21 protein-coding genes and 2 pseudogenes are annotated in these 21,416 nt (G+C 70.4%); 17 read left to right on the top strand and 6 right to left on the bottom strand.

The annotated features are described in order from the left end of the window. Position 1 precedes the first annotated feature (1 nt). Complete coding sequence (locus BUS84_RS07660) at positions 2–487, bottom strand: RrF2 family transcriptional regulator (protein ID WP_074310008.1); 486 nt, start codon at positions 485–487, stop codon at positions 2–4. A gap of 147 nt (positions 488–634) precedes the next feature. Here BUS84_RS07660 and BUS84_RS07655 point away from each other — a divergent pair, with 147 nt between their 5' ends. Together BUS84_RS07655 and BUS84_RS07650 are read left to right on the top strand one after the other, a co-directional pair. Continuing rightward, positions 635–1,369 carry an SDR family oxidoreductase gene (locus BUS84_RS07655; RefSeq protein ID WP_074312278.1) on the top strand — a complete coding sequence of 245 codons (735 nt, stop codon included), beginning with the start codon at positions 635–637 and terminating at the stop codon, positions 1,367–1,369. A gap of 55 nt (positions 1,370–1,424) precedes the next feature. After that, positions 1,425–1,907, top strand: coding sequence for an HNH endonuclease (locus BUS84_RS07650; RefSeq protein WP_244298427.1), 483 nt, complete (start codon positions 1,425–1,427; stop codon positions 1,905–1,907). A 33-nt stretch (positions 1,908–1,940) separates the two neighbouring features. On the opposite strand, the gene BUS84_RS07645 is transcribed toward BUS84_RS07650, so the two are convergent. Beyond that, positions 1,941–2,423: an NUDIX hydrolase gene (locus tag BUS84_RS07645; RefSeq protein WP_208869548.1), complete on the bottom strand. Its 483-nt coding sequence runs from the start codon at positions 2,421–2,423 to the stop codon at positions 1,941–1,943. Between the two features lie 266 nt (positions 2,424–2,689). Between BUS84_RS07645 and BUS84_RS07640 the strand changes: the two genes are divergently transcribed. From BUS84_RS07640 to BUS84_RS07635, 3 genes are read left to right on the top strand one after another with little or no spacing between them, the layout of a single operon-like run. After that, positions 2,690–5,197: a CHAT domain-containing protein gene (locus BUS84_RS07640; protein ID WP_143728272.1), complete on the top strand. Its 2,508-nt coding sequence runs from the start codon at positions 2,690–2,692 to the stop codon at positions 5,195–5,197. Beyond that, entirely contained in the window at positions 5,187–5,405 is a 219-nt protein-coding gene (locus tag BUS84_RS37360) for a hypothetical protein (protein ID WP_143728271.1), read from the top strand. Before BUS84_RS07640 ends, BUS84_RS37360 begins: the two co-directional genes overlap by 11 nt. Then, on the top strand, positions 5,395–6,033 hold the full coding sequence (locus BUS84_RS07635) for a DUF6338 family protein (RefSeq protein WP_074310004.1): 639 nt from the start codon (positions 5,395–5,397) through the stop codon (positions 6,031–6,033). The genes BUS84_RS37360 and BUS84_RS07635 overlap by 11 nt, the downstream gene beginning before the upstream one ends. Here the strand turns inward: BUS84_RS07635 and BUS84_RS38160 are convergent. Next, on the bottom strand, positions 5,965–6,426 hold the full coding sequence (locus tag BUS84_RS38160; protein ID WP_159450994.1) for an MmyB family transcriptional regulator: 462 nt from the start codon (positions 6,424–6,426) through the stop codon (positions 5,965–5,967). The two genes, BUS84_RS07635 and BUS84_RS38160, sit on opposite strands and share 69 nt — an antisense overlap. A 227-nt stretch (positions 6,427–6,653) precedes the next feature. Between BUS84_RS38160 and rox the strand changes: the two genes are divergently transcribed. The 5 genes and pseudogenes from rox to BUS84_RS07605 form a co-directional block, all read left to right on the top strand. Then, on the top strand, positions 6,654–8,078 hold the full coding sequence (rox, locus tag BUS84_RS07625) for a rifampin monooxygenase (RefSeq protein WP_208869640.1): 1,425 nt from the start codon (positions 6,654–6,656) through the stop codon (positions 8,076–8,078). Between the two features lie 368 nt (positions 8,079–8,446). After that, a complete protein-coding gene (locus BUS84_RS07620; protein ID WP_074310000.1) occupies positions 8,447–8,929 on the top strand; it encodes a hypothetical protein in 483 nt (160 codons plus the stop codon). A 195-nt stretch (positions 8,930–9,124) separates the two neighbouring features. Next, a pseudogene (locus BUS84_RS41175) lies at positions 9,125–9,634 on the top strand (DUF4158 domain-containing protein); the annotation flags it as partial. Between the two features lie 559 nt (positions 9,635–10,193). Continuing rightward, entirely contained in the window at positions 10,194–10,580 is a 387-nt protein-coding gene (locus BUS84_RS07610; protein ID WP_208869546.1) for a transposase, read from the top strand. A 27-nt stretch (positions 10,581–10,607) separates the two neighbouring features. Beyond that, positions 10,608–11,219: pseudogene (locus BUS84_RS07605) on the top strand (IS256 family transposase); the annotation flags it as partial. Positions 11,220–11,666: 447 nt separating this feature from the next. On the opposite strand, the gene BUS84_RS07600 reads toward BUS84_RS07605, so the two are convergent. After that, positions 11,667–12,470 carry a DUF1062 domain-containing protein gene (locus tag BUS84_RS07600; RefSeq protein ID WP_084757276.1) on the bottom strand — a complete coding sequence of 268 codons (804 nt, stop codon included), beginning with the start codon at positions 12,468–12,470 and terminating at the stop codon, positions 11,667–11,669. 215 nt (positions 12,471–12,685) lie between these two features. Here BUS84_RS07600 and BUS84_RS07595 point away from each other — a divergent pair, with 215 nt between their 5' ends. After that, entirely contained in the window at positions 12,686–13,462 is a 777-nt protein-coding gene (locus BUS84_RS07595; RefSeq protein ID WP_074309994.1) for a maleylpyruvate isomerase family mycothiol-dependent enzyme, read from the top strand. Positions 13,463–13,522: 60 nt separating this feature from the next. Here BUS84_RS07595 and BUS84_RS07590 read toward each other — a convergent pair whose 3' ends face one another. Continuing rightward, entirely contained in the window at positions 13,523–14,077 is a 555-nt protein-coding gene (locus BUS84_RS07590; RefSeq protein WP_244298426.1) for an MSMEG_1061 family FMN-dependent PPOX-type flavoprotein, read from the bottom strand. Positions 14,078–14,096: 19 nt separating this feature from the next. On the opposite strand from BUS84_RS07590, the gene BUS84_RS07585 reads away from it, so the two are divergent. Then, positions 14,097–14,471: a hypothetical protein gene (locus BUS84_RS07585; protein ID WP_074309990.1), complete on the top strand. Its 375-nt coding sequence runs from the start codon at positions 14,097–14,099 to the stop codon at positions 14,469–14,471. A 187-nt stretch (positions 14,472–14,658) separates the two neighbouring features. Here the strand turns inward: BUS84_RS07585 and BUS84_RS38965 are convergent, their stop codons facing one another. Continuing rightward, positions 14,659–14,844 (bottom strand): hypothetical protein, encoded by a 186-nt coding sequence (locus tag BUS84_RS38965; protein ID WP_208869545.1) that lies wholly within the window; start codon positions 14,842–14,844, stop codon positions 14,659–14,661. 180 nt (positions 14,845–15,024) lie between these two features. Between BUS84_RS38965 and BUS84_RS07570 the strand changes: the two genes are divergently transcribed. The 5 genes from BUS84_RS07570 (at position 15,025) to BUS84_RS07550 (ending at position 21,411) form a co-directional block, all read left to right on the top strand. Beyond that, complete coding sequence (locus BUS84_RS07570) at positions 15,025–15,585, top strand: GNAT family N-acetyltransferase (protein WP_074309986.1); 561 nt, start codon at positions 15,025–15,027, stop codon at positions 15,583–15,585. 269 nt (positions 15,586–15,854) lie between these two features. After that, positions 15,855–17,672 carry a glycoside hydrolase family 3 protein gene (locus tag BUS84_RS07565; RefSeq protein WP_084757275.1) on the top strand — a complete coding sequence of 606 codons (1,818 nt, stop codon included), beginning with the start codon at positions 15,855–15,857 and terminating at the stop codon, positions 17,670–17,672. Between the two features lie 10 nt (positions 17,673–17,682). Then, positions 17,683–18,975, top strand: a complete 1,293-nt coding sequence (locus tag BUS84_RS07560) for an exo-beta-N-acetylmuramidase NamZ family protein (RefSeq protein ID WP_074309984.1) — start codon at positions 17,683–17,685, stop codon at positions 18,973–18,975. Positions 18,976–18,986: 11 nt separating this feature from the next. Next, a complete protein-coding gene (locus tag BUS84_RS07555; protein WP_074309982.1) occupies positions 18,987–20,789 on the top strand; it encodes a serine hydrolase domain-containing protein in 1,803 nt (600 codons plus the stop codon). 46 nt (positions 20,790–20,835) lie between these two features. Continuing rightward, positions 20,836–21,411 (top strand): maleylpyruvate isomerase N-terminal domain-containing protein, encoded by a 576-nt coding sequence (locus BUS84_RS07550; RefSeq protein WP_074309979.1) that lies wholly within the window; start codon positions 20,836–20,838, stop codon positions 21,409–21,411. Positions 21,412–21,416 lie beyond the last annotated feature (5 nt).

Raw genomic sequence — 21,416 nt, 5'->3', positions numbered from 1 at the left:
TTCAGTCGTCGGTGGCGCCGGTCAGCCAGGCGCGTACCGCGGGCAGTGCCTCCGGGCCGGAGTCGGTGCCGACGTCCCGGGCGAGATCGGCGATCGTGACCGCGGCGAGCGCTTGGCGCCACGCCTCCTCGGCGCTCCACATGGCGCGGGCGACCGGGCACGCCCTGGTGCAGGCGTTGGCCGGGGTCGCCAACGGGCCGCGCTGTCGGATCTCGGTGCAGACGAAGGCGGGGCCGGGGCCGTCGACGGCCCGCACCACGTCGAGCAACGTGATGCTCTCCGGTGCGCGGGTCAACGCGTAGCCGCCGGACTTGCCCTGGACGGAGTGGATCAGGCCGGCGCGGGCGAGGGACTGGAGCTGCTTGGCGAGGTAGCTGCCGGAGACGTCGTGCAGTTCCGCGAGCTTGGCCGCCGGGACGGGCCTGCTGCTGGTGGTGAGGACGACGCAGCAGTGCAGCGCCCACTCGACCCCGCCGGACATCTTCATGGTTTCACCCTAGCCACACCCCATTACTCGGACGATTCTTGTCCGAGTATAGTTCTCGGACATGGGGAGTCCGAGTATCGGCTCCAACGAAGCAGCCGGACACACGGCCCCAGAAGAGCCATATCCGCAGGGAAAGGTGTGCTGGACATGAAGATCGCCGTGTTGGGTGGAACGGGCCTCATCGGTTCACAGGTCGTCACGATCTTGCGGGAGGCCGGGCACGAGGCAGTGCCGCTCTCGCTGTCCACCGGGGTGGACCTGCTCACCGGACAGGGTCTGTCCGAGGCGCTCACGGGCGCCGAGGTCGTCGTCAACCTGACCAACTCGCCGACCTTCGACGAGGCCTCCCCCGCCTTCTTCCAGACGACCATGGACAACCTCCTGGCCGCCGCCGAGCGTGCAGGTGTCGGCCACGCGGTCATCCTCTCGATCGTGGGCGTCGACCAGGTTCCCGCCCTGGACTACTACCGCGCCAAGGTCCTGCAGGAGGACATCCTCAAGGCCGGTCCCGTCCCGTACTCGATCGTGCGCGCCACCCAGTTCTTCGAGTTCATGGACGCGGTCATGTCCTGGACCGCCGACGAGAACACCGTCCGCCTGCCCAGCAATGCGCTGCAGCCCATCGCGGCGGCCGACGTCGCACAGGCCGTCGCCGACGTCAGCATGGGCGCCCCACTTCAGGGCACGCGCAACATCGCCGGGCCCGACGTCTTCCCGCTCGACGAGCTGGGCAGGATCACCCTCGCCGCCCGCGGTGACCAGCGCACCGTCGTCACCGACGACAGCGCCGGCATGTTCGCCGCCGCGCCCGGCGACGTCCTCATCGCCACCGAGGGCGCCGTCATCGCGCCCACCGCCTACCGGGAGTGGCTCGGGCGCTAGCGACCGCCGCCGCGGCTGCGCCCGCAGGTGGCGCGGCCGCGGCAGGACGGCAACGGTGTACGGGTACGGTGACGGCGTGCTCGCCGCGGTGAAGGGTCTGTCCCGGTACCACACCGAGGAGTCGCTGCGCGCGTACCTGCTGGGACGCTCGCACCGCACCGACGACGGCTGCCTCGTCATCCACGGCTACGGGCGGCGACGCGGCGTCCACCAGAAGGTCGCCGGACGGGCGTGGGCGCACATCGCCGCGTTCGTGGTCCTGGTCGGCGGTTACGACCCCACCCTCGACGTCGACCAGACCTGTGGCGCCGCCGACTGCATCGAGCCGACGCACCTGCGCCAGGTCAGCCGCTCGGAGGCCTGCCGCAGCCGGTCGCAGGCACCGCAGTGCCGCAACGGCCACGACCGCGAGTTGGACGCCGCCACGGGCCGCTACCGCCGGGTCTGCCGGGCGTGCAACCGGGAGGCCCAGCGCCGGTGGCGTGAGCGCGCGGCCGCCGAGGTGGCCCAGGCGCGCGCCGCGTACGGCCGCTCGTAGCCCTCCACTGTGGCCGCGAGGTCGCCGGTGTCGTCAGTGCCGCAGGAGTCGGGTGACCTGGACCGGCTCCACGTGCCCGGTGGGCGGGGTGCGGCGGTGCAACTCCAGCCCGATGTCGACGACGACGGAGCGTTCCACGGCCGCGACCTGCGTCATCGGCATCCACTGGGCCAGGTCCGTCGTGCCGCCCGTCTCAGGTCGAAGCTCGCCACCGATGATCCGGGCCCGGTAGAAGACGGCCAGCATGTGCAGCTCGGCAGCGCCCCTATCGCCCCACTCCACGTGCCGCGTTCGCGAGTTCACACCGAGCAGCTGCTCCACCTGCGCCTGGTAACCCGTCTCCTCGGCCACCTCCCGCACGACGGCGTCGAACGGGTCCTCGGCGTGCTCGACCCCTCCACCGGGCAGCGTCCAATGACGCCGAGACCCGTCGGGCGAGACCCATCGGGCAAGCAGCAGACGCCCATCGCGCAGGCACACCGCGTAGGAGGCGACTCTCAGTCTCTGCGCGATCACGTCGACTCCTTGGGGTGGCGAACGGACCGCCGCACCGTACGCGACAACGGGCCCCCGGAGTGTCCGGACACAGACAGCGACCGCGGTCAACGGAGCCGTATGCTGACCGGCCTCTATACGGGACGGTTGTGATGATGGGTTTCCGCGATCCACGAAGCGCCCGGACGAAGGCCCGCATTCCAGCGTGGGGCACGGTTCTCGCCGCGGGCCTGCTCGGATACTCGCTGTCGCTCGTCGTCCGGGCCGGCCGGTGGCCGGCGCTGGCGGTGCTCATCGTCGCCCTCGTGATCGGCGTGACGGTCCTCGTCGCACTGTGGGACGGCATTCGCCGCCTCGTCGATGTGTTCGTGATGCTCAGGCAGGATCCCGAGGCGGGGTCTCTCTACGGCCGGGTCCATCGCGCCGAGACCATCGCTCAGCAGGGGGACGTCGCCGCTGCCGTGGAGATCCTGGACGATGTCGCCGCCACCCGGGCCATGACACGGGCACCGTTGCTGGTTGCCGCGTTCGCCATGGTCCGTGGCGCCATCGCGGAAGCCCAGGGGGACCTGGAGAGGGCCGAGCACGAGATGCAGATCGCCGTCGCCGTGCACGGGCAGAGCTGGGACCGTGCAGCTCACTCGGAGGCGCTGGAGAAGCTCGGCAAGATACAGCTGATCCGAGGCAGCAACGCCGACGCCTACCGGACCCTCACCGAAGCCGTGCGGGTCGGCGGCGGCCGGATGTACCGGCTGAGCCGGGTCCGCACGGAATTGTTCCTCACCGTGATCGCGCTGAACGACGACGACGGGGCCCGCATGGTCCGCCACATGATGACCGCCCGCGAGCTTGCGATCCGGTGGCGGTGCCACGCTCAACACGGCATCGCCTGCGACATGCTGGCCCGGTGGGCGCTCCACGAGGGCCGGACCGACGACGCGACCAGGTTCGTCACCGAAGCCACCGACGCGTACCGGCGGGGGAATGCCACGCTGCCCAACCGGCTGCGCCATTTCGTCGCCCTCGCCAAGGTGGCCGAGGCACACGGCGATCGTCACGAGGCACTGCGCTGGTATCTGCGGACGATGCACGACGTCGCCGACCTGCGCGCGGGTTGGGGATGGCGCAATGCCCAGGCGTACTTCGTCGACATCTACAGCGAGGACGAAGTCTCGGCGTTCGAATGCGCCTACGCACTCCACCTGCGTGGCGATGTGGCAGCCATTGACGGCTTCGCCACGCTGCTGGATCTCGGGAACCGGACCGCGCTACGCCAGATGCTGCGCGGTGAACTCCTCGTCGACGAGCCCGATGATCTGGGTGAAACCAGCCTGCAGGGCATCGTCGAGGTGCTGGCCGCCATCGCGACGCGCGAGGGCAGCGTCTCCGAAGCCCTGACCCTCGGCATGCAGGAGGAGAGCCCGCAGGCCGCGACCGTCGCGGCCGCCGGCCGACAGGATGTCGCAGCGTCCCACGAGCGCCTCGAGGGCCTGGTGTCGCTCCGGTTCCGGCGCTCCATGGAGGGCAGGACGGCCGCCTCGACCACCGACGCGGGGTTCTGGGCGGTGCGGTGGCAGACGCACGTACTCCAGACGCGGTTGCTGATCGATGGGGACACGATGCACGTCGCGGGCCTGTGGACGGCGCCCGATGGCGCCCGACGCCCCTTCCTGCATCCGGTGGACTCGCAGCAGGCGCGGCTGATAGGCGAAGTCGCCGGGCTCGCGGACCTTTCGGTCGGACCGGATCCGGAGGCGGAACCCCGACGGGACCCGGGCAGCGACGAGGAGTCGCTGTCGGCTGTCGGTGCGGCCGAAGGCGTTCGGGCCGAGGCACCCGGTTGGCGGAAGACTCCACGGTTTCACCATCTCCGCAACGGCGACAGCGTCGCGTGGACCGACCTGGCGGGGCTCCTGCTGCCGGCCGGCCTGGTGACGCTGCTGGCGCAACAGGACCCGGGCGGAGAGGTGCCCAAGCTGCTGCTCATACCCGACTCGATCCTGTGGCGGGTGCCGTGGGCCGCGGTGAAGGTGGAGCCGGGGCACGCTGAGGGGTACCTGGCTGACCGTGCCGTACTCGCCATGCTGCCCAGCCTGTCCCTGGTCGAGGACCCCCCGGAACCGGCAACCGCGCCGACGGCACCACCGGGCGCCCCGGTGCGGGCCCTCGCCTATCTCGCTGGCGTCCACCGCGAAGGGTTGGCCATCGAGCGGGCAGCTCTGGACGCGGCGTACGGCGCGGACATCGAGTACGCGATCCAGCCCACCACCTTCCTGAACGCCCTCGACCCTGCCAGCGCTCCGCTCGCCCTCGCCGTGGTGTCCGTCCACGGCAACAGCCGCCCCGGACTGGCGCACGCCCTCAAGTTGGACCGCCACACGGTGCTGTCGGCAGCCCGCATGCTGACGCTGCGATTCCCGCAGCTCTTGATGATCAACGCCTGCCTCTCCGCCGAACTCGACGAACGCCACGGCACCGATCCGCTGGGCATTCCCACGGCGGCCCTCTGTCGCGGGGCCGAGACGGTGATCGGTGGAATCTTCCCCTTGCCCGATGGCCCCACAGCCAACCCGGTGTACAGCCATCCCACCGCGGGGATCCTGGCGATCCTCTACCGGTTACTCGCCGACGGTGTGCCCGCTTCCTCCGCCCTGCGCGCGGCGCAGCGTCGCTGGCGGCGCGAGCGCGGGCCGGTACCGCCCTGGCTGTGGGCAGGGCTCATCAGCATCACGACGCAGTTCACCGACGTGTACCAATCCACCTCTGACGAGCAGGAGCAGCGCAGTGTCGCATAAGGAAGGCCGCGCGGGATCCCCGCAGGAACCGGAGTCGACGGGCCCGGTGGATTTCGACGACTTCGGCGGTCTCGCCGACCGGGAGTACGTCTGGGAGGACCTCGACGCAGATGACGTCGAGCTACCACCGGCGGTGACCGGGCCACCTCCGTCCGGTACGGCGACCCGGCAGACTCCGGACGAGCCGGAAGCAACCAATGCCGGGTAACGTCATCGCCGCGGTGCTCCTGCTCGCCGCCCTGACCCCCGGGTTCGCCTTTCACCAGGCGTTCCGTCGGTTCTCCCCCAAGGACGCCCGGTCATCGACCACCGAGGTCGTGGAACTCTTCAGCGTGGGTGCCCTGACCACCGTCGCGGGTCTCGTGCTCACGGCAGCCCTGGGCGAGCTGATTCCGGCCCTGGTCACGCTGGACACAGTCGTGACGACACCGGAGGACTTCCGCGACCGGCCGTGGTCCTGGGTCGCGTCCGCCGCGCTCAGCATGACGCTGAGCCTCGTGCTGAGCACCCTCGCCGGCTCGCTCGCCGGCAAGCGCTCATCACAACGCCAGGGCGCGGGCATGCGTGAGGGCACAGTTGCCGTACGGGCCCTCACCGACCGTTCCCCGCAGGGGCGCAAACCGTTCCTGGCGATCGAACTGACGGACGGACGGCTCGTGGAGGGCCGGCTGCGGTACGTCTCCACCGACCGGGATCCCGCCCGGCGCGACATCGTGCTCCAGCACCCGTTGGCGTGGACCGGTCCGGGCGACAGTCCACGCACCGCCTCAGAAGCGAAGCTGATCCTCATTCCTGGCTCGCTCGTCAGCGTGGTCCACGTCTCCTACCCCTCGTGAGAGCCCGGGGTCGCCCGGCCAAGGGTGGAACCTGCCCGTCCCACCGCGACCCGGACCTGCCGCTCCCCTGACCGGCGCGGGGGTTGTCGGTGAACCCTCGCGGTCAGCGGTTGTCTGGGCGGCTGCCCAGGAGGCCAGGAGGTCGAAGGCCTGGGCGGTCGGGGAGGCAGGTTCGGCGGCGTAGAGGGTCAGGATGAGCCCGGGCTCGGAAAGCAGGTCGACGCTTTCGTAGGCGAGGTCGAGGTCACCGACATCACGGCGGTGGAAGCGCTTGGTGCCGGCGCCGCGTGTTTCGGAAGCCGCGATCACGTGGCGGGAAAAGGGATGGGCGGGATCGCATCGGGCTGGTAGCTTGCAGTCGACTGTGACACCGCCCGAGGAGGTGAGACCCATGAACGCTGTATCGATGTGGGTGCTCCCCTTCCCGTCACGGCCGGGCGATTGACATAGGTGTCGCCGGGAGCGCCTCGCCAACAAGGCACTCCCGAAAGGCAACACCTGTGCACTCTCTGCAGTTCACCGCCGAGCCGTCGTCGAACGACACGGCCGAGCGCGACTCCACCGTGGGCGACGTCCCCGGACTCCCATCGCCGGCCTCCGGCACCGATCGCGCGCCCCTCATGTTCGACGTGATCATTGCCGGCTGTGGGCCGACTGGTGCGATGCTGGCCGCCGAACTGCGGCTGCACGACGTGCGGGTACTCGTCGTCGAGAAGGAAACCGAGCCCGCGTCGTTCGTCCGCATAGTCGGTCTGCACATTCGCAGTCTTGAGCTGATGGCAATGCGCGGACTGCTGGAGCGCATTCTCAAACACGGAAGACAGCGTCCGGCCGGCGGCTTCTTCGCCGCCATCAACAAACCCGCGCCCGAGGGCCTGGATTCCGCGTACGCCTATCTGCTGGGCATCCCGCAGCCGGTCATCGTTCACCTGCTCGAAGAACATGCGATCGAACTGGGTGCGCAGGTCCGGCGCGGTTGCGCGGTCGCCGGTCTCGAGCAGGACGACGAGGGTGTGACCGTCGAGCTGGCCGACGGGCAACAGCTGCGTTCGCGCTACCTCGTCGGCTGTGACGGCGGGCGCAGTACGGTGCGCAAACTTCTCGGCGTCGGCTTCCCCGGCGAGCCCTCGCGGACCGAGACGCTGATGGGCGAGATGAAAGCGGGCATGCCGCATGAGGAGATCGCCGCCAAGGTGACCGAAATCCGCGAGACCCATCAGCCATTCTGGCTCCGGCCCTTCGGCGAAGGGGTCTACAGCGTCGTCGTCCCCGCCGCGGGAGTCAGCGACCGCGCGGAACCGCCCACCCTCGAGGATTTCAAACAACAGTTGCGCACCATCGCCGGAACCGATTTCGGCGTGCACTCCCCCCGCTGGTTGTCCCGCTTCGGGGATGCCACCCGGCTGGCCGAACGTTATCGGGTCGGGCGGGTGCTGCTGGCCGGCGATGCGGCACACATCCATCCACCCACCGGCGGACAGGGCCTCAACCTGGGCGTTCAGGACGCATTCAACCTCGGCTGGAAACTGGCCGCACAGATCCGCGGCTGGGCGCCGGAAACACTGCTGGACACCTACCAGGCCGAACGTCATCCGGTCGCCGAGGACGTGCTGGACAACACCCGCGCCCAGATGGAACTGCTGTCCACCGAACCGGGCCCGCAGGCCGCGCGCAGGCTGCTCACCGAACTGATGGACTTCGACGAGGTGAACCGCTATCTGATCGAGAAGATCACCGCGATCGCCATCCGCTACGACTTCGGCGCAGGCCCCGACCTGCTCGGCCGCCGCCTGCGCGACATCGACGTGAAACAGGGCCACCTCTACGGTCTGCTGCATCGCGGCCGCGGCCTGCTGGTGGACCGCACCGAACGCCTGACCGTCGGCGGCTGGTCGGACCGGGTCGATTACCTCGGGGACCCCACCGCGGTACTGGATGTTCCGTGCGTCCTGCTCCGCCCCGACGGCCACGTCGCCTGGATCGGAGACGATCAGCAGGACCTGGACGAGCACCTCTCCCGCTGGTTCGGCAAGCCCGTCAACTGATTGCGCCTTCGTGTGGTCATCCCGCGATATGTGGCGGGATGGCGAGCAGATCGGCGGCGCTGTCGGCCAGAAACTGGGAGTGGTCGGCGTTCTCGCCGGACATCCACCGCCTGCTGGCATGGCGGAACGTGGCCATGCCAGCAGTCGGTGGCCGGTTGTCCGCGGAGGAGTGGCCCGGGGCTGGTACGGCGTTCGTGCCGCCGATGCACCATTCTGCATCCTTACGCACAAGAACTGTCATTATGATGTGTGCACGGTATGCCCCTTATGTGGCGGTGGTTTACCGGATTATCGTTACCGGCAAACCGATAATGGCCGTGCGGCGCCGGTTTGACCCTCGACCGGGTTGAGGCCCGAGCATTTCCGGCATGGACGACCACGACGACCAGCCGACGCCTGACCCGACCATGACCCGCATCGTCGACGCCGTGCAGCTCGGCCGATCAGGGCAGCAGGTTCGCGCCCGCGACACCCTCACCGCGCTGTGGGACGAGATCGGCGCCGACGGCGACCCTTTCCACCGCTGCACGCTCGCGCACTACCTCGCCGACCTGCAGGACACCGCCGAAGCCGAACTGAGCTGGGACGAGCGCGCCCTGGCCGCCGTCTCCGAGCTCACCGACGAACGTGCCCGGCAGTACCACCACTCGCTGCAGGTTCAGGGATTCCTGCCGTCGCTGCACCTCAACCTCGCCGACGTTCAGCGGCGCCTGGGCAACACCACCGTGGCCCGGGAGCACCTGGCCATGGCCCAGCGCTTCGCCGGGCAGCTCCCGGACGACCCGTACGGCGAGGTCATCCGCGCCGGCATCCGCGGCCTCACCGAAGCCTTGGAGTCACCGCGGGAGTAGGAGTGCCGGTAAGAAGCGGCGGGGTCAATCTCGACATGACGGCTCAGCCACTGGAGACATGCAAGCCAGCCATCTTCCGGCACCGGAAGGTCCTTGAGGCCGGGGTTGATGAAGATCAGGACAGCGGTTAGCGGTAGAAATGATCTTGGTGAGAGGCCTGCCGCAGCGGAGTGAATCGACGTACGTTGTTGCGCTGTGCCCGTTGAGTTCTTGTCTGATGATCAGGTGGCCGCGTACGAGCGGTTCGTCGGTGAGCTGAGCCGTTCAGAGCTGGAGGGCTTCTTCCTGCTCGACGGCACCGCGTTGGATCTGATCGCGCACAAGCGCGCCGATCATCACAAGATCGGCCTTGGCTTGCAGGTCGGAACGGTGCGATTCCTGGGGCATTTCCTGACCGAGGATCCGCTGGAGGTGCCGTGGTCAGCGGTGGAGTACGTGGCTACCCAGTTGGAGATCGCGGATCCGTCGGTGGTGAAGCGGTACACCGAGCGGCAGCAGACGGCGTACGAGCATTCGTGGGAGATCCGGGCGGCGTACGGGTACCGCGACTTCGGCGACGCGGGGGTGCGCGAGTCGCTTGAGGAGTTCATGGGCGCGCGGGCTTGGATCCATGCCGAGGGCGCGGTGGCGTTGTTCGAGCAGACACGGGCGTGGCTGCGGCGCGAGCGGGTGCTGCTGCCAGGGGTCAGCGTGCTGGCCCGGCTGGTATCGAGCGTGCGGGAGGAAGCCGCCCAGCGTGCTTACCGGAGCTTGGCGCAGGCGGCGGCCGGCGCGGACGTCGAGTTGCCGCTGCGGTTGCGGGACCTGCTGGAGGTCCCCGAGGGCAAGAAGGTCTCCGAGCTGGAGCGGCTGCGCACGGCGCCGCGCAGCGACTCCGGACTGGCCATGTCGAAGGCGCTGGCCCGGGTGAGTGAGGTGCTGGCGATCGGCGCCGGCGCGGCGCAGGTATATGCGGTGGAAGGAACAAGGGCTGTCGCTGACCGGCCCGGACGGGCTGCTCAAGCAGTTGACCAAGGCGGTCCTGGAGACCGCGCCAGCGTCGCCGAGCTGACCGCCGGTCACCGAGCAACGCGCGCACCTGGTCGATGACTACATCGCCTACCTGCACCAGCGCTGGAACGACGGAGAACGCAACGCCACCCAACTGTTCCGCGAGATCAAACAGCAGGGCTACCCCGGCGGGGAACTCGCCGTCCAGCGGTACCTACGCCGCTTCCGCAAAGGGCTCGGTCACGCCCCGCACCCCGGCCCGAAACCACCATCGGTGCGCCAGATCACCTCATGGATCATGACTCATCCCGACCACCTCGACCCCCGCGACACGGCCAAGCTACGCGACGTTCGAAGCCGCGACCGAGACCTGAACCGCCTGGTCAAACACGTGCGAGCCTTCGCGATCATGATGACCGGCCGACACGGCGACCGCCTCGAAGAATGGATTACCGCCGTCGAACACGACACCCTCACGCCCCTGACCGGGTTCGCCCGCAACCTACGCCGCGACCTCGGCGCCGTCCGCAACGGCCTGCCCCTGCCGCACAGCTCCGGACCGGTCGAAGGCAACATCAACCGCCTCAAGATGATCAAACGGCAGATGTTCGGCCGCGCTGGCCTCGACCTACTCCGCAAACGCGTCCTACTCGCGCACTGAACGCTTCACACAACCGGCGACAGAGCCAAGGTCCGCGACGGACAGGTCGCGAACCGGCCGTTCTACGCCGCGATCGGGGTCACCCTCGACGGTGAGAAGGACATCCTCGGGCTGTGGGCCGGCACCGGTGGTGAGGGCGCGAAGTTCTGGATGAGCGTGCTGACCGACCTGCGCAACCGGGGCGTGAAGGACGTGTTCTTCCTGGTCTGCGACGGCCTCAAAGGGCTGCCGGAGGTGGTGACGAACGTGTGGCCCCAGACCGTCGTGCAGACCTGCATCATTCACCTGATCCGCAACACGTTCCGGTTGACCTCCCGCAGGTGCTGGGACGAGTTGAAGCGGGACATCAAGCCGATCTACACCGCGGTCAACGCCACCACGGCCAGGGCGGCGTTCGACGACCTGGCCGAGAAGTGGGGCGGGCGGTATCCGGCGGTGATCCGGCTGTGGGACAACGCCTGGGCAGAGTTCATCCCGTTCCTGGACTACGACCTGGAAATCCGCACCGTCATCTGCTCCACGAACGCGATCGAGTCGTTGAATGCCCGCTACCGCAGGGCAGTCAAGGCCCGCGGCCACTTCCCCAACGAGCAGGCCGCGTTGAAGTGCGACCGCTTCCCAGCCGCTGAAACCTACTAACCAAGATCGCCGGAAACACCGTTAGCGAGACAGCCCCGGTCCCTGCGCGACCCGGATGCCGGTGTCGGCTGATGCCATGACGCAGGCGATCCGCGCCCGGCCCTAAGGGGGCGCCCGTCTGAGTGCGTGGCAGCGGTGTGTAACGGGGCGATAAGGCGCGGGTTCGGTGTCCGCGTCGCGGGCCGCGAGCGGAGGTGCTGTCCGCCCCCGAGGGTGGATGCGTTGCTCGTGAGGCGGGAGTAGTCGCTCAGGCGAGATGTCGCGGACAGCCAAGCGGAGGTCTTTGAAGCACGGGATTCGCACGCAGGCATGTCCGTGCGGGCGAAGGCCGGCACATTCAAGTGAGCCGCCGCACGCTGGGCCGGCCCGCCGACCGCGACGGCCGGCGGGCCGGATGGTACGGGCCGCCCCACGGCGCAGGTCATCATCGCGCCGTGGGGTGGCACCTTATGCCCGCTCGGGTGACAGCGGTGGGGCGGTGACGACAAGGAAGGTGAAGTCCTCGCGGGCCTTGGCGTCGATGGGCAGGGGCAGGCGGATGCGCCCGGAGTCGACCATGCCTCGCACGGCGGGACGGCTCAGGCCGAACCCGGCGGTGAGCAGCTTCTCGACCCGGACGGGTGCCGGGAGCTCGAACCTGATGATGACCTCGAGCGGCCCGGCATCCTCGCGCTGGAGGTCGTAGAACGGTATGTCGGTGTCCAACTGCCAGGTGCCGGTCCAGTCGAGCTGGTAGGCGGCCTTGTGGGCGAGCGTCGCGTCCATGGTCAGCTGTCGCACCATGGCCGGATCGTTGTTCTCGAACCTCAGTAGCCGCTCGTGGTCCAGCGCCCGCACGTTGACGCGCTCGTGGACGGGGATCTTCGACGTGCGGCCGCACAGGTCGCAGCAGATCAGCAGCCACACGTCGAGCAGCTTGTGGTTCGCGTTGACCCGGATCTTCCCGGTGGGACGGTGACGGGTGGACCTGCACGACACGCAGGCTTTGACGATGGTCGGCAGTCCGAGCTCGCTGACCACCCACAGCGCTTTGCGGTCGATGCCGGGTCCGCGACCGTCGGCCGGCACGCGGACATGGCGGGAACTATTCACGGCTTCGGCGATTCCAAGGTCTAGGCAGGAGGCGCCCGGCAGCGCGATGGCGCGCCAGGGGGTGCCTCCCGGATCCAGTGGCGGGCAGCCGGCGTCTCGGCGCGGAGCACGCCGGCTGGCGCGACGTCGCAGATCACGTCGCGTGAAGGAAGCCCGCACCGGTCACCCGGTGCGGGCTTCGAGTGGCACGGCGGACAGAGACGGGGAGGTGACTCGAACCCGCCTTCATCGCGCACGTGCGCCACTGGTCACTGATCCATGCGCGTCAGCATGGTCAACCCGCGGGCCGCCGGGCAACGGATTTCCGCGTGGCCCCGCCGCCGGGGCGGGGAAACCCGCTGTCGGTTGTCGGAGCGGGGTGGTACAAAGCCGCGGTGGAAAAGGCTCTGGAGTTCGCCGACCTGTTGCGGCTGATGGACGAACGATCGAGCGCTTTCCGGGCGGCGGTCGCCGCGGCACCCAGCCTCGACGTGCGAGTGCCGACCTGCCCCGAGTGGACGTTGTTCGACCTGGTGCAGCACCTGGGCGAGGGACGCCGCAAGTGGGCCGCCATCGTGGCCGCGGGGCCCGCCGACGCTCCGCCGGCCATCTCCGCCCCGGTGCCGCCCCGGGAGCGCGAGGCCCTGCTGGCCTGGTTCGCCGCGTCGACGGGGGAGCTGCTGGCCGCGTTGCGGGAGGCCGGCCCGGATCGTGGTTGCTGGACGTGGTGGGGTCCGTCGCAGTCGCCGCAGACCGCTGGTGCCGTTGCCCGGCACCAGCTTCAGCAGGTCGCCGTGCACACCTATGACGCCCAGGTCGCCGTGGGCGCCCCGCAGCCGTTGCCGGACGAGGTGGCCCTCGACGGTGTCGACGAGTTCCTGACCACCTGCGTCGCGACGACGGCCGCGTGGCCGCACAAGCCCGCTGTCATCGACTACCACGCCACCGAGGGCCGTTCCTGGCGGCTCTGGTTCTCCGCCGACGGCGCACGGACCGCCCGGCTCTCCGCGCCGGTCGCCGGCGAGGGCCCGGAGGCGGCCTATGTCTCCGCCCGGGGTACGGCCAATGAGCTGGTCATGTTCTTCTACGGCCGCATTCCGATGGACTTGCTGCGGCTCGACGGCGACCGCCGCGTCTTCGACCAGCTGATCGCCTGGGAGCCGGAGGAGTAGGACGCGACGAGGGCCGGCACGGCCTGGGCCTGAGCGCCCGGCCGGCCGGTCCGCGGCCCGTCACTCGTACCGGTATTTCAGCGAGTCCGCCTCCACCTGTTCGATGTCTGCGATCGTCAGCTCCAGCATCCGCAGCTGGGCCAGCGTCACCTCGGCCGAGGTCGGCTGGGCGTCCGCCGGCAGCCACTGCTCCGGCTTCCAGACCCCGCCGCGCAGCAGCGCCTTGGGGCAGTGCGGGTAGACCTCCTCGATGCCCAGCACCAGCGCACTGGCCGGCGGCTTGCCCACGGCGGTCAGCTGTGAGAGCAGCTCGGGGCGGGTGGAGACGCAGGCCCGGCCGTTGACCCTGAGGGTCGTGGTGCGCCCCGGGATGACGAACAGCAGCCCGGCCCGCCCGGTCGCGACGACGTTCTGCAGGGTGTCCAGGCGCTTGTTGCCCGTCGCGTCCGGTATCGCCACCGTCCGCGCGTCCAGGACGGCGACGAACCCGGCGGGGCCGCCGCGCGGGGAGACGTCGCAGTTGCCCTCGGCGTCCACGCTGGCGACCAGGACCAGCGACGAGCAGCCGATCAACCGCCGGGTCTGCTCGGTGAGCTCGGTCATGTGCTTACGCACGGCGGCGCGGCTTGCGGCTGTGGTGAGGGCGGCCGCCGAGCGGCACGGCAGCTACGGGTACGGCAACTCGGTGATGCTGGTGCACGCCGTCACCGCACCGAACGCGGTCATGCGCGTCCTGCCGGTTCTTCCCGAGGCGATGTGGCCGGCAAGTCTCGCCGCGGCCTGGGCGGCAACGGCTGCGGTCACTGCCGCATACGCACCGGCCGAACCGCGCCTGCTACCGCAGCCTCGCCCCGACCCCACCATCGCGGAGCTGGCCGACCGGGCGGTGGCGATCGGCGATCCGCACGCGATCAAATACGCCGACGCGGTCGCCGACGTACTCGCCGCCGCGCCCGACCCGGCGTTGCTCTCGGCGGCAGTACGCAGCGTTGATGAGCTGGCCGATTGACCGTGTCACCCCGAGTCCCGCGTGAGGTCTCGTAGCCGAATCTTCATGGTGATGACGTCCACGGCGGCCCGGTACATGCAATCACGTTCGTCGTACCGGGAGCTGCGGCCGCGGGCGGGCCGCTGCGTTACGCGGGGGCGGGAGACGTTGAGGATGCCGTCGACGTCGAGTAGCCAGCCCGGCCGGTTCACCGGGGCCCGCCTCTCGGTGCGGCGGTAGACGCGGTCGCCGTGGTGGGCCGCTCCGCGGTGTCAGTGCGGATGTTGCGGTAGATGGTCATGGGGGTGACGCCGCAGGAAGCGGCGATCTCGGCCATCGTGAACTGCTTCGAGTCGTACGTGCGCTGCGCCTTGTTGATCAGGGCGGGGGTCATCTTAGGTTTGCGACCGCCAGTGCGGCCGCGGGCACGGGCGCAGCGGAAGTCAGTTGACATGACGATCGACCGTACGCCCCCCTGTTCCAGCTCATCGCTACTTTGCGGCTGGGGTCACACTTGGGGGCAGGACCGAAATCCCCTGCGCTGCGCACTGGGCGTGGCCTTACCCTGCACACCATGTTTCCTCCAGTGAAGATCATCTCCGGCGGGTTGGAGATTCGTGAGTTCGGTCCGCAGGACACCGAGTCTGTGGCGGCGTTTCTGGCGTCCGGGGATCGAACGGCACTGCCGCCGGGCTTCCCCGGGGCGGTCGCTGACGTGGACACGTGGCTGGCGGACGAGGTGCATCAGCGGCGATTGGGCGGCGAGGGCGTACACCTGGCGATAGTGGAGCAGACCACCGGCAAGATCGTCGGCAGTACCGGGTTGCGGGACACCGACTGGGAGGCTGGTCGCACCGAGATCGGTTACGGGATACACACCGGTCAGCGAGGTCGCGGCTTTGCGACCGAGGCAGCCCGGGCGGTTGGACGGTGGGCGCTCACCGAGGGCGGAATGCGGCGCGTTCAGTTGCACTGTCGCGTCGACAACGTGGCTTCCCTGCGGGTGGCCGAGAAGGCCGGGTACCAGCGGGAGGGCACACTGCGGATGGCCGAGCAGGAGGGGCGCGAGGCCCATGACCTGGCCGTTTTTTCGATGATCGCCACCGCCGACAACCGTCACCGTTGCGCCGGGTAGGACAGATCCGGACACCCGAAACGGCTCTGACGCTGGTCCCTGATGGACTCAGCCCCCAACCTCCGGGTGGTCGCGCCCGTGGACCTCCAGATCTCCACGATCCGTGTGGTTTGCGGCTGGTGACACGTTTCTTGCCGGCACCCGGGGTGGCCGGCTGATCAGCGGGTCACCCCGAACTTCACGAGGTCGCCGCCACTATTTGTAGGTTACCTTCTTGACGATTGCTAGACGCGTAGCTAAGTTTCAGCCACCCGGACTGAGAGGCGTCTATGCAGACCCGACTCGTTACCGCGACCACCTTGGTGGCCACACTGGCGGCCACCCTCGCCCCCATCCCCGCCCAGGCCGCCACCCCGGTGCGCCCCTCGACCGCCGAGCACGGCTGGGTCACGTCGACGCTGCGGCACATGAGCCTGGAACAGAAGGTGGGCCAGCTCTTCTCCACCTACGTCTACGGTGGCGACGCCACAGGCCCCACGGCCGCCGACCGTGCCGCGAACCTCGCCGCGTTCGGTGTGGAGACACCCGCCGAGGTGATTGAGCGGTACCACCTCGGCGGCGTCTGCTACTTCTCCTGGTCACACAACCTGGACAGTCCCCGCCAGATCGCCGCCCTCTCCAACGGACTCCAGCGGGCCGCCCTCGGCGACGGCGCGAAGGGCCGCGTGCCCTTGCTCATCTCCACCGACCAGGAGCAGGGCACGGTGCTGCGGATGCCCTCCCCCGCCGCCCAGTTCCCCGGGGCGATGGCGCTGGGGGCCGCCAGGTCACCCCGGGCCGCCCGGACGTCGGCGGACGTCACCGGGCGCGAGCTGCGCGCCGTCGGGATCCGGCAGCCGTACGCGCCGATCGCCGACGTGAACGTCAACGCGGGCAACCCGGTGATCGGCGTCCGGTCCTTCGGGGCCGACCCCACCCTGGTGGCCGACCTCACCGCCGCCCAGGTCACCGGTTTCCAGGACGACGCCCGGGTGACCGCCGTGGCGAAACACTTCCCCGGGCACGGCGACACGGCCACCGACAGCCACACCGGCCTCCCGGTGATCAACCACAGTCGCGCCGAGTGGGACCGCATCGACGCGCCACCGTTCCGGCGCGCGATCAAAGCCGGCGTCGAATCGATCATGACCGCGCACATCGTCATTCCCGCGCTCGACCCCTCCGGCGACCCGGCGACGTTGTCGCCGACGATCCTCACCGGAGTGCTGCGCGGTGAACTCGGCTTCCGGGGCGTCATCGTCACCGACGCGCTCAACATGGCCGGCGTGCGGGCGAAGTACGGCGACGAGCGGGTGCCCGTACTGGCGCTCAAGGCCGGCGCCGACCAGCTCCTGATGCCGCCGGACCTCGCGCTGGCGCGGGACGCCGTGCTGCGCGCCGTCGCCAGCGGCGAGCTCACCGAACGGCGGATCGACGAGTCGGTGCGTCGCATCCTCGGCATGAAGTACCGCCAGGGACTGGCCCGCTCACCGCTGGTCGACGTCGAGGAGGCGGTGCGGACGGTCGGCGCGCCGGAGCACCTCGCCGCGGTCACCCGGGTCACCGACCCGACGCTCACCGCCGTCCGCAACGACGCTGGCGTGCTGCCGCTGCCCCGCGCCGACCGGTCGGTCCTGGTCACCGGCTGGGACAGCGCCGCCTTCGCCCCGGTCGCGACGGTCGCCGCCGGGTTCACCGCCCGCGGCGCCCGGGCCACCGCCCGGCCTGCGACCCTGCCCTCCGACACGGTGATCGCCGCGGCGGCCACCCAGGCCGCCGCGCACGACCTCACCGTCGTGCTGGTGAACAAGGCGTGGGACACCACCGTCACCGACCCGCGCGCCACCCAGCAGCGCCTCGTCGCGGCGCTGCTGGCGACCGGGAAGCCCGTGGTCGTCGTGGCGGTCCGCGATCCCTACGACATCGCGTACCTGCCGGGCGTGACCACCTACCTGGCGACCTACTCGTACACCCGGGCGGCGATGGACACGCTCGTCCGGGCGCTGCACGGCGAGCTGTCCCCGAGCGGGCGGCTGCCCGTCACGATCCCCACGGCCGAGGGAACGGGCTCCGTGCTCTACCCCTACGGCCACGGCCTGAGCTGGTAGGAGGCAACCAATGCAGCGGAGGAATTTCCTTGCCGGCGCGGTCGGTACGGGCGCGGGGGTGCTCGGCGTCGGCGCGGCCGTGACGCCCGCGGCGGCCAGCCCCGGTGGCCGTCGGGTCCGCACCGGCCTGGACGAGCTGGTGTCCTCGGGGTTCGCCGAGCTCGCCGGCCAGCGGGTGGGGGTCGTCTCCAACCCGACCGGCGTCGACGCGGCCTACCGGCACCTCGTCGACCTGATGCACGGCTCCGGCCGGGTGCAGTTGGTCGCGGCGTTCGGCCCCGAACACGGCTTCCGCGGCTCCGCGCAGGCCGGCGGCAGCGAGGGCACCGGCGTCGACGCCCGCACGGGCATCCCGGTGTACGACGCGTACGGCGCCTCGCTGGCCCGCTGGGAAGCCATGTTCACCGAGGCCGGCGTGGACACGGTGGTCTTCGACATCCAGGACGTCGGGGTCCGCTTCTACACCTACATCTGGACGATGTACACCTCGATGATGGCCGCGGCCCGGGTCGGCAGACGCTACGTCGTGCTGGACCGTCCCAACCCAATCGGCGGGCGGGCGTACGGGCCGATGATGACCACCCCGTACACCTCGGGTGTGGGCCTCAAGGAGATCATCCAGCAGCACGGGATGACCGTCGGGGAGCTGGCCCGGTATTTCAACGCCACCTTCCTGCCCGCCGAGGCGGGGCGACCGGTCGACCTGCACGTGGTGCGTTGCCGGCACTGGAAGCGCGACGACCTCGCCGCCGACACCGGCGTGCCCTGGGTGATGCCCAGCCCGAACATGCCCACCCCGGACACCGCGCTCGTCTATCCGGGCACCGGGCTCTTCGAGGGCGTCGCGTCGATCACCGAGGGGCGCGGCACGTGCCGCCCGTTCGAGCTGATCGGCGGGCTGGCGACCGACTTCGACCACCACTGGGGTGACCGACTCAACGCCCGGAACCTTCCCGGAGTCGAGTTCCGCGAGGCGTACTTCTCGCCGACCTCGGCCGGGCAGAAGCCCGCGCTGCTCAACAAGCTCTGCGCCGGCGTGGAGGTCAAGGTCGTCGACCCGGCGGTGTACGACCCGATCCGCACCGGGGTGGCGATGCTGGTGGAGGCGCACAAGTACCCGGCGTTCGCCTGGCGGAGCGACTCGTGGGACGCGGTGCGTCCGTACTGGATCGACAAGCTCACCGGTTCGCCGCGACTGCGTACCCAGATCGACGCCGGAGCCGACGTCGACGACGTCGTCGGCGTCTGGGCCGACGAGTTGGCCAGCTTCAACCGGCAGCGCCGGCCCTACCTGCTCTACTGAGGAGTGCGGTCATGACCAGGTCGACCCGTCGTCCGCTCCGCTCACTCGCGCTCGGCCTGGCCCTGGTGGCCGTGGGTGCGACGCTGCCAGCCACCGGGGTGGCGGCGTCGCCCCCGGCCCCGTCCGGACCACCGACCGTCACCCCCGCCGACATCCAGTTCCGGCACGACACGCTGCGCCGCGGCAACGCCCGCCAGGTCGGCCTGCTCCCGGAGCACGTGGACCGGCTCCCGGCCGACCTGGCCGGATACCTTCAGCCGACGCCGGACCATCCCGGATACCCGGCGTACGCCGGCGGGGTGGTCCTGGCGGCCAAGGACGGCGTGATCGTGCAGCACGCCGCCGCCGGCAGCGCGGTGCGGTACGCCGCCGTCGGGCCACCGCCCGGCCTGGTCGGCGTGGAACTCCCCGCCGACCAGCAGATCGCGACCCGGCCGGACACCATCTTCGACCTGGCGTCGGTGTCGAAGCTGTTCACCACGATCGTCACCATGCAGCAGGTGGAGCGGGGCCGGGTGGAGCTGGACGCGCCGGTCGCCCGGTACGTCCCGGAGTTCGCCGCCGGCGGCAAGGAGACGGTCACCGTGCGGATGCTGCTCACCCACACCTCGGGTCTGCCCGCGTTCACGGCGTTGTGGAGCAGGTACCCGACGCCGGCCGAGCGGTTCGCCGCCGCGCTCGCCACGCCACTGGCGGCCGGTGCGACGCCCGGTTCCCGGTACGTCTACTCGGACCTCGGGCTGATCGCGCTGGGCGTGCTGGTGGAACGGGTCACCGGCCGGCCGCTGGCCGACCTGGTCCGCGACGGCGTGACCGGGCCGCTGGGCATGTCCGACACCGGCTACAACCCGGGCCCGGAGCGGCGGTCCCGGATCGCCGCGACCGAATACCAGCCGTACGCCGGGCGCGGCATGGTCTGGGGTGAGGTGCACGACGAGAACGCCTGGTCGCTGGGCGGGGTGGCCGGGCACGCCGGGGTCTTCTCCACCGCGGCGGACCTGGCCGTCCTCTGCCAGTCACTGCTCAACGGCGGCGAGTACCGTGGCCGCCGGATCCTGCGGTCGGACACGGTGCGCGCGATGCTGGTCAACTACAACGCGCCGCTGGAGTCGGCCTACCCGGAGAGCGACCGCGGGCTCGGCTTCGAGCTGAACAAGCACTGGTACATGATGGGGCTGTCCTCGCCGGTGGGCTTCGGGCACACCGGTTTCACCGGGACGTCGATCGTCATCGACCCGCTCTCCCACTCGTTCGTCATCCTGCTCAGCAACCGGGTGCACCCTGACCGGGGGTGGGGCAGCAACAACGTGGCCCGCCGCGCGGTCGCGCGGGACCTCGCCGAGGCGATGCCGGTGCGCCCACGCTCGGCCAGCGCCTGGCGGGCCGAGCCGCGCGACTCCGCGACGAGCACTCTCACCGCGCCGCTGCGTCGGCCGGCGCGGGGTGGGACGGCGAGTTTCCTGCTCTGGTACGACACCGAGCCCCGCTACGACAGCGCGCGGTTCGAGGTCTCCACTGACGGGGGGCAGACGTGGGTGCCGGCAACCATGCGGCTGCGTGACGGCGGGCGACGGTGGAGCGCCGACGGCACGGTGACCGGCTACGGCGGCCGGGTCTGGTGGCAGGTCTCCGTGACGTTGCCCGACCAGGCCACCCACCTGCGGTGGAGCAGCAGCACGGATGTCTCCGGGCAGGGGCGCGGCGTCTACGTCGACCGGGTCGACGCGGTGGACCGGGACGGTGTGCTCTTCCACGGCGAGGGCGGCGACGCCTCCCGGCTCGTCGCCGACGGGTGGTCGCCCGCGCGCAGCTGAGCCGAATCGCGTTGCGGTGGGCGGCGGGCGCTGCGAGGGTCGACGGGTGGCAGGGACGGACGGCGCCGACGTGCGGGACGCGGCCGAGGAGATGAACCGGGTGCTCGACCCGCACCGGGAGCGGGACTGGTCGGTGCCGGCCGGCACGCTGACCTGGAGCTGCTGGATCACCGCCGCCCACGTGGCGCACGACCTGCTCGGGTACGCCGGCCAGGTCACCGGCCGACCCGATGACGGCTACCTGCCGTACGACCTGCGGGTCTGCCCCGACGCGACGCCGGCGCAGGTGCTGACCGTGGTGCGCGCCTGCGCCGGGCTGCTCGCCGTCGCGGTCGACGCCGCCCCACCCGAGGCGCGGGCGTGGCACTTCGGCCCGTGCGACCCGGCCGGTTTCGCCGCGATGGGGGTGGCCGAGACCCTGCTGCACACGCACGACATCGCCCTCGGGCTCAATGTGCCGTGGCAGCCGCCGCAACGGCTGAGCACCCTGGTGCTGCGGCGGCTCTTCCCGGACGCCCCGGCCGGCGCCGCATCCGAGGTGCTGCTGTGGATGACGGGCCGTGGCGAACTGCCCGGTCGGGCGCGGCGTACCTCGTGGAGCTGGCGAGCGGCGCTGGACTGACCCGC

This window comes from Micromonospora cremea (assembly GCF_900143515.1).
GTDB classification, from domain to species: Bacteria; Actinomycetota; Actinomycetes; order Mycobacteriales; family Micromonosporaceae; genus Micromonospora; species Micromonospora cremea.
Note: the sequence above shows the minus strand (reverse complement) of the source record. Positions and strands in the feature narration are given on the sequence as shown.